The organism is Arthrobacter sp. D2-10 (assembly GCF_054161285.1).
Window position 1 is genome coordinate 3,074,860 of the sequence record NZ_CP096431.1, and the last position, 14,744, is coordinate 3,089,603.

The 14,744-nt window shown below is 62.7% G+C and carries 12 protein-coding genes and 1 pseudogene; 5 read left to right on the forward strand and 8 right to left on the reverse strand.

The genetic code is table 11. The features are described 5' to 3' along the window. Positions 1–484: 484 nt before the first annotated feature. Both M1D74_RS14400 and M1D74_RS14405 read left to right on the forward strand, forming a co-directional pair. Positions 485–1,213: a methylenetetrahydrofolate reductase gene (locus tag M1D74_RS14400; protein ID WP_458115734.1), complete on the forward strand. Its 729-nt coding sequence runs from the start codon at positions 485–487 to the stop codon at positions 1,211–1,213. 13 nt (positions 1,214–1,226) lie between these two features. Then, complete coding sequence (locus M1D74_RS14405; RefSeq protein WP_458115735.1) at positions 1,227–3,560, forward strand: FdhF/YdeP family oxidoreductase; 2,334 nt, start codon at positions 1,227–1,229, stop codon at positions 3,558–3,560. 77 nt (positions 3,561–3,637) lie between these two features. Here M1D74_RS14405 and M1D74_RS14410 read toward each other — a convergent pair whose 3' ends face one another. Continuing rightward, on the reverse strand, positions 3,638–4,684 hold the full coding sequence (locus tag M1D74_RS14410) for an NAD(P)-dependent alcohol dehydrogenase (RefSeq protein ID WP_458115736.1): 1,047 nt from the start codon (positions 4,682–4,684) through the stop codon (positions 3,638–3,640). Positions 4,685–4,909: 225 nt separating this feature from the next. Between M1D74_RS14410 and M1D74_RS14415 the strand changes: the two are divergent. Then, positions 4,910–5,782 (forward strand): annotated as a pseudogene (locus M1D74_RS14415) (helix-turn-helix transcriptional regulator); the annotation flags it as partial. Here M1D74_RS14415 and M1D74_RS14420 read toward each other — a convergent pair. Next, complete coding sequence (locus M1D74_RS14420; RefSeq protein ID WP_458115737.1) at positions 5,683–6,846, reverse strand: hemolysin family protein; 1,164 nt, start codon at positions 6,844–6,846, stop codon at positions 5,683–5,685. The pseudogene M1D74_RS14415 and the gene M1D74_RS14420 sit on opposite strands and share 100 nt — an antisense overlap. Next, on the reverse strand, positions 6,839–8,203 hold the full coding sequence (locus M1D74_RS14425) for a hemolysin family protein (protein WP_458115738.1): 1,365 nt from the start codon (positions 8,201–8,203) through the stop codon (positions 6,839–6,841). Before M1D74_RS14425 ends, M1D74_RS14420 begins: the two co-directional genes overlap by 8 nt. 187 nt (positions 8,204–8,390) lie before the next feature. On the opposite strand from M1D74_RS14425, the gene M1D74_RS14430 reads away from it, so the two are divergent. Beyond that, the gene (locus M1D74_RS14430; protein WP_458115739.1) at positions 8,391–8,930 is read left to right on the forward strand and encodes a heme-degrading domain-containing protein; all 540 of its coding nucleotides are present in this window, start codon (positions 8,391–8,393) and stop codon (positions 8,928–8,930) included. A gap of 3 nt (positions 8,931–8,933) precedes the next feature. On the opposite strand, the gene M1D74_RS14435 is transcribed toward M1D74_RS14430, so the two are convergent. After that, the gene (locus tag M1D74_RS14435; RefSeq protein WP_309124600.1) at positions 8,934–9,356 is read right to left on the reverse strand and encodes an arsenate reductase ArsC; all 423 of its coding nucleotides are present in this window, start codon (positions 9,354–9,356) and stop codon (positions 8,934–8,936) included. After that, positions 9,353–10,471 carry an ACR3 family arsenite efflux transporter gene (gene arsB, locus M1D74_RS14440; protein WP_458115740.1) on the reverse strand — a complete coding sequence of 373 codons (1,119 nt, stop codon included), beginning with the start codon at positions 10,469–10,471 and terminating at the stop codon, positions 9,353–9,355. Before arsB ends, M1D74_RS14435 begins: the two co-directional genes overlap by 4 nt. A gap of 87 nt (positions 10,472–10,558) precedes the next feature. On the opposite strand from arsB, the gene M1D74_RS14445 reads away from it, so the two are divergent. Next, on the forward strand, positions 10,559–10,909 hold the full coding sequence (locus tag M1D74_RS14445; protein WP_309071681.1) for an ArsR/SmtB family transcription factor: 351 nt from the start codon (positions 10,559–10,561) through the stop codon (positions 10,907–10,909). A 45-nt stretch (positions 10,910–10,954) separates the two neighbouring features. Here M1D74_RS14445 and M1D74_RS14450 read toward each other — a convergent pair whose 3' ends face one another. Genes M1D74_RS14450 through M1D74_RS14460 form a run of 3 tightly spaced genes read right to left on the reverse strand, consistent with a single transcriptional unit; the run spans position 10,955 to position 14,727 of the window. Continuing rightward, on the reverse strand, positions 10,955–11,938 hold the full coding sequence (locus tag M1D74_RS14450) for an aldo/keto reductase (protein ID WP_458115741.1): 984 nt from the start codon (positions 11,936–11,938) through the stop codon (positions 10,955–10,957). Between the two features lie 21 nt (positions 11,939–11,959). Continuing rightward, entirely contained in the window at positions 11,960–13,660 is a 1,701-nt protein-coding gene (locus tag M1D74_RS14455; protein WP_458115742.1) for an amidase, read from the reverse strand. Continuing rightward, positions 13,660–14,727, reverse strand: coding sequence for an agmatine deiminase family protein (locus M1D74_RS14460; protein WP_458117191.1), 1,068 nt, complete (start codon positions 14,725–14,727; stop codon positions 13,660–13,662). Before M1D74_RS14460 ends, M1D74_RS14455 begins: the two co-directional genes overlap by 1 nt. Between the last annotated feature and the right edge of the window lie 17 nt (positions 14,728–14,744).

Below are 14,744 nucleotides of genomic sequence, written 5' to 3' on the forward strand. Positions count from 1 at the left end.
GAGGCTCATTTCTTTCCTAATCGGGTTGCGGGAGCCTGGCGCCTATGCCAGACCTGCTATGAGATAGATATTTTGAGGCCGTAAGACTGATATATGAGACGCTAGTGTCGTGGCTCACGTGGTGTCAAAGGATTACGCACTTTGCCCCGAATGCGACCTACCGTCCGCGTTCGGCGAGGTGGTGAAGCCCAAGTAAACCCGGGGAACCTTGACGCCCGCGCTCCTGCTCCATACAGTTCCTATAACTGATATATCACTACGCGCGTTGGCTAATGTCACCGCACGCTCTTCAGCGCACGACCGAAATCACTCGAAATGGGCGACAGCTGCCTCAGGATGGAGCGGGATGAACAAACAAGGGGCCGCAAGGGTGCGGCTGGAAGTCGTCCCTTCGCCAGATCTGCTCACGCAACTTCCAGCGATCTTCGCCAGCTCGGGCTCCGTCAGTGTGACGTGCCTTCCCCACCACGGTCCCCGACGCACCGTGGAAACAGCGGTCGGTTTGGCCCGGCTGGGTTACCGCACGATCCCCCATTTGGCTGCCCGCAGTATTTCCGGCCAGGCCGAGCTGCACTCCCTGCTGAGACAATTGCAGGATGCCGGCCTCTCGGAGCTGTTCCTTGTCGCCGGTGACCGACGCACGCCTGCAGGCCCATACTCCTGGAGCGGGCATCTCTTAGAGGCGGTGAAGGAATTCTCATCCGATTTTTCCGCAGGTGTTGCCGGCTATCCCGAAGGGCATCCTGAACTAAGCCGGGAACAATTGGTGCACAATCTTGTGAGCAAGGCACCGATGGCATCCTCCCTTGTCACCCAGATGTGTTTCTCCGCGGAGGCGATCAACCGTTATCTGCGTTCACTGCGCGAGAACGGCGTGAACCTGCCCGTATGGGTGGGGGTTCCCGGCCCTGTTTCAACCAAGAAGCTGCTGACCATGGGAGCGCGCCTCGGAGTAGGGCGTTCATTAAAACTCGCCCGTAGGACCGGCATGACCGGCGCCCTGTGGCGACGCGGCGACTTTCTGAACTACGACAGCGGCAGACTAATCCGCGACATTCACCGAAAGGTGGCAGGTCACCCCCTCTTTGCCGGTTTTCACGTCTACACATTCAATGACTTCCAGCGATTGCCGAACCTCCTGAGCGGCCTGCCGCAGCAAGCAATGTTGCTGCCGGGCAACACCGCCGGTCCTTCGTTTCCAGCCAAGATCTGAAAGGAAAGATCCTGTGGCTTCAAAAGCTCCCAAAGAGAATATTGACGAGTCGAAGCTGACTCTCACCAAACCCAAATCCAAGGCCGTCGGCGTACCGGCGGTCGTGAACTCGCTGAAGATCTCCATGGAACAGATGGGCCCGTTGCGGAGCATTCAGACGCTCCTGGCCGTCAATCAGATCGATGGTTTCGACTGCATGGGCTGTGCCTGGCCTGAACATGAGAAGCGCAATACGGCCGAATTCTGCGAGAACGGCGCCAAGGCGGTAGCAGAGGAAGCCACCCGGCGCCGTGTCACACCCGAGTTCTTCGCTAGGCATTCCATCGCCGATCTGCGGACTCGGGACGACTACTGGTTGGGCCAGCAGGGCCGGCTGACTCACCCGATGTTGCTTGACGACGATGCAACGCATTACAGGCCGATCGAGTGGGACCAGGCGTACGAACTGATTGCCCAGGAGATCAACGCCATGGATCATCCGGATCAGGCCGTCTTCTACACCTCGGGCCGGACCTCGAACGAGGCAGCTTTCCTCTACCAGCTCCTCGTGCGGGGTATCGGGACCAATAACCTCCCGGATTGCTCAAACATGTGCCACGAGTCCTCGGGATCAGCACTCGTCGAGACTATTGGCATCGGCAAAGGCTCGGTTAGCCTTCATGATCTTGAGACAGCGTCCCTGATTTTCGTGGCCGGCCAAAATCCTGGAACGAATCATCCGCGAATGCTCAGCGCACTGGAGAAGGCCAAGAAAAACGGCGCCTTCATCATCTCCGTCAATCCTCTTCCCGAAGCCGGGCTCCTCCGGTTCGAGAATCCGCAGACCGTCTCCGGCATGGTCAAGGGAACACAACTGACCGACGATTTTCTGCAGATCCGGGCCGGCGGCGACCAGGCCCTCTTCCAAGGCCTCGGCAAGTACCTTCTCGAAGCGGAGTCCCAAGGGAGAAAGACCCCCGGGCTGTCCACGGTCCTGGACCATGACTTCATCCGGGATCACACCGTCGGCATTGATGGATATCTGCGGTCCCTTGAGGAGACGCAGTGGGATGACATCCTGGAAGCGACCGGCCTGACCCTCGAGCAAATCGAATCAGCGGGAGAACGCCTGTTAGCGTCCAGCGCGACGATCGTCTGCTGGGCCATGGGGCTGACCCAGCACAAGCACTCTGTGCCCACTCTTCGGGACGTGGTCAACGTGCTGCTGCTCCAAGGAAACATCGGAAAGCCGGGCGCGGGAGTCTGCCCAGTCCGTGGCCACTCGAATGTCCAGGGCGACCGGACCATGGGCATCTTCGAGAAAATGCCCGCGAAGTTCCATGACAGCCTGGACGATCGGTTCGAATTCGTTTCGCCGCGCAAACACGGCCACGACACCGTGGCTGCGATCCGCGCGATGCGGGACGGCGAGGTCCGTGTCTTCATCGGGATGGGCGGCAACTTCGTTCGGGCCGCACCGGATTCAGAAGTCACGGAAAAGGCGCTGGCAAACACTCGCCTCAGTGTGCAGATCTCCACGAAACTAAACCATTCCCACGTCTCCACAGGCCGCCGCGCGCTGATTCTCCCCACCCTCGGACGCACTGAGCAAGATAAACAGCGAACCGGTGACCAAAGGGTGACAGTGGAAGACTCCATGAGCGCCGTCCACGCTTCACGCGGACGCATCAAGCCCGCCAGCGAGTACCTCCAGTCAGAGGTGGCCATCGTGTGCAACCTTGCCCACAAGTTGTTCGTGGACAGCGATGGCCACCCACGGCCAAACACTCCCAGAGCAGATTGGATAGCGATGAAGGATGACTACTCGCTCATCCGGGAACACATTGAGGCGGTGGTCGACGGATTCGACAACTTTGAGGAGCGGATCCAGCATCCCGGGGGGTTCGTGCTTCCGAACCCTCCGCGGGACGCCAGAAGATTCTACACACAATCGGGTAAGGCTCACTTCACCGGCAACAAGCTCGAATTCATCAAGGTCCCCCCGGGCCGCCTAATTCTCCAGACGCTACGCTCACATGACCAGTACAACACCACCATCTACGGCAAGGACGATCGCTACCGCGGTATTCATGGCGGGCGCCGCGTGGTCCTGGTTAACGAGGCGGACATCGTGGAGATGGGATTCAGGGAAGGCGACCTGGTGCATCTGGTATCCGAGTTCCATGGGACCGAGCGGCGGGCCGAGAACTTCCGCATCGTCCCGTATTCGACCCCCAAGGGCTGCGCAGCAGCGTACTACCCGGAAACCAACGTCCTGGTGCCGCTCGATTCCGTCGCAGACACCAGCGGTACACCGACTTCCAAGTCCGTCGTCGTGCGGATGGAGAGAACCCAAATCTCGCTCTGAGATCGATCCGCGGCAGGTTGAGCATCGGGCAGGTTCGAGCAGCTATCGCTCGAACCTGCCGCTTTTGGTGGTGCGGGCTAGTTGAACGTGGAGGCGTCAATCACGAAGCGGTACCGTACGTCGGATGCAAGCACGCGCTCGTATGCCTCGTTGATCTTCTCGGCCGGGATCACCTCGATCTCCGCGCCGAGTCCGTGCTCGGCGCAGAAGTCGAGCATCTCCTGGGTCTCCCGGATACCACCGATCATCGAGCCGGCGAAGGACCTCCGGCCACCGATCAACGCGAAAGCGTTCACCGGAAGCGGCTCGGCCGGGGCACCAACGTTGACGAGTGCGCCGTCGAGTGTCAGGAGTCCCAGGTAATCACTGATGTTGATGGAAGCACTGACCGTGTTGATGATCAGGTCGAACGAGCCGGCCAGCTCAGCGAAGGTGTTCTCATCGCTGGTTGCGTAATAGGCGTCTGCTCCCAGGCGAAGACCATCTTCCTGCTTCTTCAGCGACTGGGACAGGACGGTCACCTCTGCGCCCATGGCGTGCGCAAGCTTCACGGCCATGTGACCGAGACCGCCGAGGCCGACGACGGCCACCTTCTTACCCTGACCGGCGCCCCAGTGCCGCAGCGGCGAGTAGGTCGTGATACCCGCGCACAAGAGGGGCGCGGCGACGTCGAGCTCGATACCCTCAGGGATACGGACCACGAAGTCCTCGGTTACGACGACGTGGCTGGAGTAGCCGCCCTGGGTGATCGATCCGTCGCGGTCGACGGCTCCGTAAGTGCCCACGTTGCCGTTGAGGCAGTACTGCTCCTCCCCGGCCTTGCAGTTCTTGCACTCCCGGCAGGAGTTGACCATGCAGCCGACGCCCACGCGGTCGCCGACGGAATGCTTCGTAACCTTGGATCCGATTTCGGTAACGACACCGGCGATCTCATGTCCGGGTGCCAGCGGGAACTGCTGCGGACCCCAGTCGCCGCGAACGGTGTGAATGTCCGAGTGGCAGATTCCTGCGTACTTGATCTCGATCAAGACATCGTTCGGTCCGACGTCCCGGCGTTCGATGGTGGTGGGTACCAGGTCCTCAGTGGCTGAGGGCGCGGCGTAAGCGGAAACAGTTGTAGGCATGGAGATCTCCTGTAAGCGTATGTTCACGTACGGGCTGTGAGGTTCGTAACCGGGGGAAGGCCGGATGTCTGCTCATTTCTACTATCCATCAAAGACCCTCACCTGCACGCGTGGGAGTGACGTTCCGTCCCGGTACTGCCAGACCCCCTGTGGAACCTGCATGCCATCCTGTCAGGGTATCGACAGTGCCTCCCATAGTTCGGCCGGTGGACCTACCGTTGGTGTATGGCTGATATGCGGGCGGATATTCGTGAATTCCTTAGTTCACGGCGAGCGCGTATTACCCCTGAGCAGGTGGGATTGCCCGTTTATGGCGGCACCCGTCGTGTTGCCGGTTTGCGTCGGGAAGAGGTGGCAATGCTAGCCGGCATGTCGGTGGACTATTACGTCCGCCTTGAGCGAGGGAACCTCGCCGGAGCATCCGAGAGCGTTCTTGATGCTCTTGCCCGGACCCTTCAGTTGGACGAGGCGGAACGGCAGCACCTTTTTGACCTTGCCAAGGCAGCCGGCCCGGCACGGAAATCTCGCGCAAAGCCGTCCGTCTCCGTTCGCCCGGAGATCCAGCAGGTCCTCGATGCCATGACGGATGCACCGGCGTGGGTGCGGAATGGTCGGCATGACGTCCTCGCGGCGAACAGACTCGGCCGCGCTCTCTACGCACCGGTGTTCGAGGACCCTCGCAGGCCGGTCAACACCACCCGTTTCATCTACTTGAATCCTGCTGCCCATGAGTTCTGGCGCGACTTCGACCAGGTCGCCAATGATGCCGCAGCGATGCTGCGTCTGGAGGCTGGGCGGAACCCGCATGATCCGGAGCTCATCAAGCTCGTGGGCGAATTGTGTACGCAGAGCGAGCTTTTCAGTGCCCGATGGGCGTCGCGTGATGTGATGTTCCACCGCAGCGGCGTCAAACGCCTGCACCACCCGGTGGTGGGCGACCTTGATCTGAACTACCAGTCAATGGAGCTGCCCGGCGACGGCGGCCTGGTCATGAACGTTTACACCGCTTCGGCGGACTCGCCGACAGCGGACGCCCTGCGGCTGCTCGCTTCCTGGGCTGCCTCCCATGAGGAGGCCGTTCCTGAGGGTGCTCCTTCCGACGCCGGTGGAAGATCCTGAAGCGGCGTAGCGCTGGTAGCGTCCTGCACCTCACCGACGAGTTCCTCGAGGATGTCCTCGAGGAAAAGCATGCCGGTGGTGTTTCCTTCTGCGTCAAAGACCCGCGCCACGTGGGCGCCGGTGCGCCGCATGGTAGCCAGAGCATCTTCAAGGTCGCTACTGCGGTAGGCAGAGGCAAGCCGGCGAATACGCTTCTGAGGAACGCGTGTCACGAAGGCCTCAGGTGTGGTGAGGTCCATGACGTCCTTGAGGTGCAGATAGCCGGAGGGCTCGCCGTCGCGGGTCAGGATGTAACGGGAGAACCCGTGCTCGCCGACGGCCCGCTGGATATCGGCCGGGCTGGCGCTCTCTTCAAGGTGAATGATTGTTTCGATTGGCACCTCGACGTCCGCAACGGTCTTTGACGTGAACTCGAAAGCTTTGGTCAGGGTCCCGCTGCCGTCCGCAAGCATGCCTTCTTTAGTGGATTGCTCCACGATGGTTGCCACCTCGTCCAGGGTGTAGGCACTGGTCGCCTCGTCCTTTGGCTCGACCCTGAAGAGGCGAAGTATTCCGTTCGCAATCCCGTTCAGCGTCCAGATCACCGGCTTGACGACCTTTGAAACGAACACCAGGGGTGGCGCGAGTAGCAGCGCTGCTCGGGTCGGAACCGAGAACGAGATGTTCTTTGGAACCATCTCACCAAGGACCACGTGCAGGAACGTCACCAGCAGCAGAGCCACGATGAATGCAATCACACCGACGGCTTCCGGCGGTATCGGCGTAAGCGCCAGCGGGTACTCAAGCAGGTGATGAATTGCCGGTTCGGACACGTTGAGGATGACCAGCGAGCATACGGTGATCCCCAACTGGCTGGTTGCCAGCATCAGGGTGGCGTGTTCCATCGCCCAGAGGGTAGTTTTCGCCGCCTTGCTGCCCGCATCGGCCTTGGGCTCGATCTGCGAGCGGCGGGCAGAGATGACGGCGAATTCGGCGCCGACGAAGAAGGCGTTCGCAGCCAGGAGCACGAACAGCCAGATGATTCCGGGCAGATATTCACTCATGGACGGCATCCTTGATCAGGCGGTCTACGAGCTGGTCGTGAGCGCTGGCGGGTTCACCCTCGGGTGTCTCGGTGGGGGTGAAGCGGATTCGCTCCACGTGGGAGCTGACCACCCGCTCCACCCGGAGCACGCCTCCATCGACGGAGACTTCATCTCCCAGTTCGGGGATGCGGTCCAGCTCGTCGGTCATGTACCCGGCTACGGTGTCATACTCCTCGCCCTCGGGCACGTCGATGCCGGTGCGTTCCTTCAGCTCGTCGGGGCGGAGCGCCGCGTCGAAGGTGATGGACTTGCCCGTGCGGACGACACCGACATAGGCGCGGTCGTGCTCGTCCTCCAGTTCGCCGACAATCTCTTCAATGAGGTCCTCGAGGGTGGCGATTCCCGCCGTGCCGCCGTGTTCGTCGGTGACGATGGCAACCTGCAGTCCTTGCTGGCGCAGCAGGCCCAGGAGGGTATCCACGCTCATGGACTCAGGTACCCGGAGAGGTTCGATCATCAGCTTCTCAGCGGTAGTGACCGCCCGGTCTTCCATAGGGACGGCGAATGCTTGCTTGAGGTGGATGACGCCGCGGATGTCGTCGCTGTCCTCGCCGATCACGGGGAAACGGGAGTACCCGGTAGCGACGGCCGTAGCGATGATCTCCGAGGCCGTGTCTGTGGTTTTGACCGATGTCATACGCACTCGGGGCGTCATCACATCGGCCGCAGTGTGGTCCGAGAACAACAACGTCCGGTGCAGCAGCTCCGCGTGGTCTTGGTCAAGCGAACCTTCGAGCGCAGATCGGCGAACCAAAGAACTCAGCTCTTCGGCACTACGGGCTCCGGAAAGCTCCTCCTTGGGCTCGATACCGAAGGATCGGATGATCTTGTTGGCCGTGTTGTTGAACAGCACGATAATTGGCTTGAGGACCGTGGTGAACAGGGTCTGGAACGGCACAACGAACTTAGCGGTCTGGCGCGGCAGTGCAAGTGCGAAGTTCTTCGGCACCAGCTCACCGATCACCATCGAAAACACGGTCGCTATGAGGATTGCGATGACCGTGCCGATCCCCGGCACTATCGCTTCCGGCACGCCCGCTCCCAAGAGCGGTCCGCGGAGCAGCGAGCTGATTGCCGGTTCAAAGGTGTAACCGGTCAACAGCGTAGTCAGTGTGATGCCGAGCTGGGCGCTGGATAGATGCGTCGAAGTGATCTTCAGCGCTTTGATCGTCGGCTTGAGGCCTTTTTCGCCGCGGGCCTGGCGTGCTTCCAGATCCCCGCGGTCCAGGTTGACCAGCGCAAATTCGGAAGCAACGAACATACCAGTTCCGACCGTGAGGATCAGGCCGATACCGATCATGACCAACTCATACATGGTGCCGCCCCCCATCCTCGATCAGCCGAAACACGGCATTCAAGCGGGTGAGGGGCATGGGTCTATGTGAAGGAGGGTCATCCATAATGCATTCGATTCTATCGAATGCTGGGGTGCAGGGAAATCTGCACCAGCGGGTTCCGATAGGCTCGTAGCTTACGTCTGACGGCAAGGAGAGAGACGCTACGTGACTGAGAACCAGAATTCCGCGGCCGAGTTCGACCCGGACGCCTCCGGAGAACAGTCCCCGCCAGCCCTCGAAGCCTTGATCGGGCGGGTTGAGGAAGAAGTACGGAAGCTGCAACTGGCGAAGTTCAGCCAGGAAGACGCCCTCGCGCTCGGACTCCTCATCGTGGAGCTGGCGACCGAACGGGACATGCCGGTCGCCGTCGACATCAGGCGCGGAGAGCACGTGCTGTTTCACGTATCGCTGCCGGGCGCCACCCCGGACAACGACATCTGGGTGGACAAGAAGGCACGCACAGCCGAGCGCTACAGCATCCCGTCCCTTCTGGTGGGCCTGCGCGGCCGACGTGGAGGCGGTCGCATCGAGGACAACGCGTGGTTCGACGAGGGAAGCTATGCAGCCCATGGCGGCGCATTTCCTGTCTTCGTGCGCGGGACAGGACCGGTTGCCGTCGTCACGGTGTCCGGCCTCCCCCAGACGGAGGACCACGACCTCGTGGTTGAGGCGCTGACGAAGTTCAGCCGGCGCAAGAAGAAATAGTCATCACTTAGCGGCCGACGTCAGGGACTCGATGAGCCCTTCAATCCTGGTCCGAATCTCGTCGCGGATGGGACGCACGGACTCCACTCCCTTGCCTGCCGGGTCCTCAAGCACCCAGTCCTCGTAACGCTTGCCGGGGAAGTACGGGCACTCGTCGCCGCAGCCCATGGTGATGACGACGTCGGACTCTTTGACTGCCTCGGTGGTCAGCACTTTCGGGATCTCGCTGCTCATGTCGATCCCGACCTCCGCCATGGCCTCGACCGCGGACGGGTTGATCTTCTCGGCGGGTTGGGAACCGGCGGAGCGGACCTCGATGGAGCCCTGCGAAAGGGTGGTGAGGAACGCGGCGGCCATCTGCGAGCGCCCTGCGTTGTGCACGCAGACGAACAGGACGGACGGCTTCTTGCTGCTGTCGGTGGTCATGACTTCTCCTGAGTGAAAGAGGCAGTTGGGGTAACGGGGGCGAAAAAACGCTTCTGCGCCCACAGGGCGGCATAAACGAGCGTGACGAGCGCCGGCACTTCAATCAGAGGCCCGACGACGCCGGCGAGCACCTGCCCGGAGGTGACACCGAAAGTGCCGATTGCCACCGCGATGGCCAGCTCGAAGTTGTTTCCCGCGGCGGTGAAGGCGAGCGTCGTCGTTCGTGCATACCCAAGGCCGAGCCACTTGCCGGTCAGCATACCCGCGGCGAAAACCACCAGGAAGTAGACAAGAAGCGGGAGGGCGATCCGGGCGACATCGAGCGGCCGGGCGGTGATATTTCCGCCCTGCAGTGCAAAGAGCAGCACGATCGTGAACAACAGGCCATACAGTGCCCATGGCCCGAGCCGGGGCAGCAGGGTGTTCTCATACCAGTGCCGGCCCTTGGCCTTCTCACCGATCGTCCGGGTGAGGAATCCGGCGACCAGCGGTATCCCCAGGAAGATCAGCACGGAAACCGTGATGGCCTGGAAGGAAAAGTCGGCGCTGGTAGTGGCGAGGCCGAGCCAGGACGGCAGGACCTGAAGATAGAACCATCCAAGCGCACCGAACGCGATGACCTGGAAGACGGAGTTGATGAAGACGAGCACCGCCGCAGCTTCGCGGTCGCCGCAGGCCAGGTCGTTCCAGATCATGACCATGGCAATGCAGCGGGCGAGACCCACGATGATCAGGCCGGTGCGGTACTCCGGCAGGTCCGGCAGGAAGATCCAGGCCAGGGCGAACATGAAAGCGGGGGCCAGCAGCCAGTTGAGTGCGAGGGACGCGGCCATCAGCTTCCGGTCGGCGATCACCCGCCGGGTCTGGTCGTAGCGGACCTTCGCCAGCACCGGATACATCATCACCAGCAGTCCCACCGCGATCGGCAGGGACACCTCGCCGATCTTGACGGCGTCGAGGGAGGTGTTAAGCCCGGGAACAAGCGCACCCAGCGCGAGACCGAGGGCCATGGCCAGGATGATCCACAACGGGAGGAACCGGTCCAGGGCGGACAACCTGCCGACGACGGCGGCTCGGGGGCCGAGCGGCGGCGCGGCGACGGTGGGGGTGCTCACGAAGCTCCTGCACATAGATTGATGAGAATCGATATGAATACCACCAGCTATATCGATCGTTGTCAATCCAAGGTGCATAATGGGTTGATGACCGCTGCCCAAACCCTTCAGACTTCGGTGGACGACTCCTGCTGCCTCCCCTCGGGACAGCCCGCGCTCAGTGCAGAGGATGCACAGCAGCGCGCCGCCCTGTTGAAGGCGCTGGCCGACCCGAACCGGCTGCGGCTGCTCTCCATCGTCAAGGCCGGAGAATCAGGGGAAGCCTGCGTCTGCGATCTGACTGAACCCCTGAACCTTGGTCAGCCGACCGTCTCCCACCACCTCAAGATTCTCGTCGAAGCGGGTTTGCTGCGTCGTGAGAAGCGTGGCACCTGGGCCTACTACTCCATGGTTCCTGGTGCGCTCGACAGGGCGGCAGGCCTGCTCACCTCGCTCTGAGGTTCCCGCAGCGAGGGTTCCACCAGCGAGGTGAGCTGGGAGTGTTCACCAGCGGGGGTGCACGGCCTCCCTGAAGTACCGGTTATAGATGTCAGCGACACCATCGCTGATCGACAGACCCAACGGCGTCTCCCCAGCGGCCTCAGCATTCACCCGCGCCTGGGCAGGCGTACGGGCGCCCGGAATCACGGTGGTCACCCCCTCCTGGGCGACGATCCAGGCGAGCGCCGCCTGGGCTGTGCTCACGCCGTCGGGAACAAGGGCGTTGAACTCCTGAACCGCTGCCAGCCCGGTCTCGAAGTCCACACCGGAGAACGTTTCGCCAACATCAAAGGCTGAACCGGTTCGGTTGTAGTTCCGGTGGTCGTCCTCGGGGAACTCGGTGTCCTTCGTGTACTTCCCGGACAGGAGTCCTGAGGCAAGGGGAACCCGGGCAATGATTCCCACCCCTGCTGCTCCAGCTGCCGGGAGCACCTCATCCAGCGGCTTCAGGCGGAAGGCGTTCAGGATGATCTGCACGGTCGCCGTATTCCCACGCTGAATCGCCTCGAGCGCCTCGTCGGTACGCTCGACGCTCACGCCGTAATGGCGAATGACGCCCTCGTCCACGAGGGTATCCAGGGCGTCATACACCTCGGCGTTGCTGTAGACGGGGGTCGGTGGGCAGTGCAGCTGAACCAGGTCGAGCGTGTCCTGCTGCAGGTTCCGCCGCGAACGGTCCAGCCACGACCGGAAGTTGGCCAGGTTGTAATTCTCCGGAACCTGATCCATCCGGCGCCCCATCTTGGTTGCGACCGTGATATCGAGCTCCGGATTGGCCTTGAGGAATGACCCGATGGTCTGTTCACTACGACCATCACCGTAGACATCAGCGGTGTCGAAGAAATTGACGCCCGCTTCGACGGCACCTTCCAGGACCGCGATGGCGTCCGACTGGTCGACCTCACCCCAGTCGGCTCCGAGCTGCCACGTTCCGAGGCCGATGGTCGATACCGGGCGGCCGGTCTTTCCGAGAATGCGTTGTTCCATGGGTCGACTATATTGCCCCCGCTACAGTGCAGGCGTCCGCGGCGGCGCCACCCTGCGGGAACCGGTCGCTTCGAACGCGGCCGCGAGACGCAGCAGTTCGTTGTCGGTATAGGCGCGGCCGGCGAAGGTCAGTCCAACCGGCATGCCGATATCGGACATCAACCCCATCGGTACCGTCACCGTCGGGATGCCCAGGTGGCGCGGCACCAGGTTGCCGTTGGATACCCACACCCCGTTCCGCCAGGCCAGGTCCGCGGAGGCAGCGTTGGAATCGGTATCCGCGGGGCCGACGTCGGCCGCTGCCGGGAAGATGACAGCGTCCAATCCGTGCGCATCCATCCACTGGTGGAGGTCAACCCGTCGGGTTTCCTCCAGCCCACGGACGCCGTCCGCAAGGAGCGGGATGTCGGTCATGGAACCCACTCCGTGCCGGCGGACGAAGTCGGGGTATTCGGCGATGTCGTCGTCGAACCCGGTGTACCGGTCCGGGAGGGCGCCGTTCGGAGCAGGGAAGATGGTGGCGCCGTCCACGTCGGCGAGGCTCGACAGGTGGGGGTCACCGTTGGCCTGAAGGAAGTCTTCCCAGGCCCAGGCTGACAGATCGACGATTTCCCGCTGCAGGTACTCCGGACTCACGAGCCCGCGGGAACTGATAGTCGGCGCTCCCGGCCGGTCACCCTCATAGTTGGAGACCACGGGGAAGTCCACCTCCACCACCTCGGCGCCCGCGTTCTCCAGGTCACGCCGAGCGGCTTCCCAGAGCTCGATGACCGACTGCCGCGTCTCGATCCGCTGCCCCGTAGGGCCGCCGATGCCGGGCTTTACGGCGGTGCCGGCGTCGTCGTCCTTGTTGATGTACATGCGGGGCACACCGAACCGCTTGCCCTTCAGGGCGGCGGGACCCGCTTCGAAGGACCTGTACGACGACGGCCGCACCTCCGACGCGCGCGGCACGGAAACCCACGGCTGGACGCGCCAGAAATCGCCGCGGGTTTCCGTATCGTCGGCGACGATGATGTCGAGGACCTCGAGCATGTCCGCCATGGTGCGGGTATGCGGCACCACCACGTCCATGGTGGGAACCAGCGGCCAGTTGCCCCTGACGGAGATCATTCCGCGCGAGGGCGTGTACGCGCACAGGCCGTTGTTCGATGCCGGTGCACGGCCCGAGGACCACGTCTCTTCCGCAAGCCCGAAGGCTGCGAAGCTGGCAGCGGTTGCCGTGCCGGATCCGTTGGAGGACCCGGACGCAAAAGCTGCAGTGAGGTAATCGGCGTTGTAGGGACTCTCGGCCCTTCCGTAGACCCCGCGCTGCATGCCGCCGTTTGCCATCGGCGGCATATTGGTCAGGCCGAGCAGGATGGCTCCCGCGTCGCGCAGCCGTTCAATGGTGAAGGCGTCTTTCTGGGCGATAAGGCCCTGGAACGCAGGGGAACCGGCAGCAACGGTGAGGCCCTTTGCCATATAGCTGTCCTTGGCCGTGTACGGGATGCCGTCCAACGGGCCGCGGGTAACCCCCCGAGACCTGCGAACATCCGAGGCCCGCGCCTCCTCCAGCGCGTCCGGGTTCATCACGATGACGGCGTTGAGCCGGATCCCGGAGTGGTCGTACGCTGCGATCCGGTTCAGGTAAGCAGCCACCAGTTCCTCGCTGGTGACCTGACCTGTCTGGAGTGCCTCCCGGATCTCGGCGATGCCCGCTTCGACGACGTCGAAACCCATCAGAGCACTCCCCCGCCCGGGACATCAGCACGTCGTGGCGCCGGCTGCTGCTGGGTGATGCAGTGGATGCCGCCGCCGAAGGAGAAGATGTCGCGGGCATCGACCAGTTCGATGGTGCGCCCAGGGTAGGCGCGGCCAAGGATGCCGGCTGCAACGGCGTCGTTCGCGTCGTCGAACGCGCACAGGATCACGGCGTCATTGGCCACGTAGTGGTTGATGTAGGAGTAATCCACGTACCCTTCGTCGTCCTTGATGACCGTGGGGGCCGGGACGTCGATGATTTCCAGCGGACGGCCCTCGGCGTCGACGGCCTTCTCCAGCTCCGAGCGCAGGAACCGGGACACCTCGTAATCCGGGTGCTCTGGGTTGTCCTGCCGGTGGAGGAGAACAGCGCCCGACGGCGTGAACGCGGCGACGATGTCGACGTGACCGCGGGTGCCGAACTCCTCATAGTCGCGGCTGAGTCCACGCGGGAGCCATACAGCGTGGCGCGTACCCAGCCGCGAGTGAATTTCGGATTCGACGGACTCCCTGGTTGCCCCCGGGTTGCGCCCGGGATCAAGCTGCACTGTCTCTGTGAGCAGCACGGTTCCACGCCCGTCGATGTGGAAGCCACCGCCCTCGTTGACGAGCGGACTGTCCGCTACCGGCGTTCCGGCATACGCGGCGACTGCCCGGCCGACGTGCTGGTCCTTCTCCCACGCGGCCCAGTGCTGGGCACCCCAGCCGTTGAAGATCCAGTTCACGGCGGCAACGGAGCCGTCAGTCCGGTGCACGAACGTCGGCCCTGAGTCACGCACCCAGGCGTCGTCGAGCTCAGCCTCCTGGACGGTGATGCCATCGCCGAGCATGCCGCGGGCGGACTCAGCGTCGGCAGGATCGGCAAGCACAGTCACCGGCTCATAGCGGGCGATCGTACGGGCAACGTTGGTCCATGCCGCGCGCGCCCAGCCCAGGCTCTCGCTGCCGGCTGCCCCGAAAGTGTCGTTGGCCGGGGGGAACGCCATCCAGGTGCGGTCATGCCGCTCCCACTCACCGGGCATTGTCGTCAGCACCGCGGTCGTCATTTCAGTAGCTGTATTCA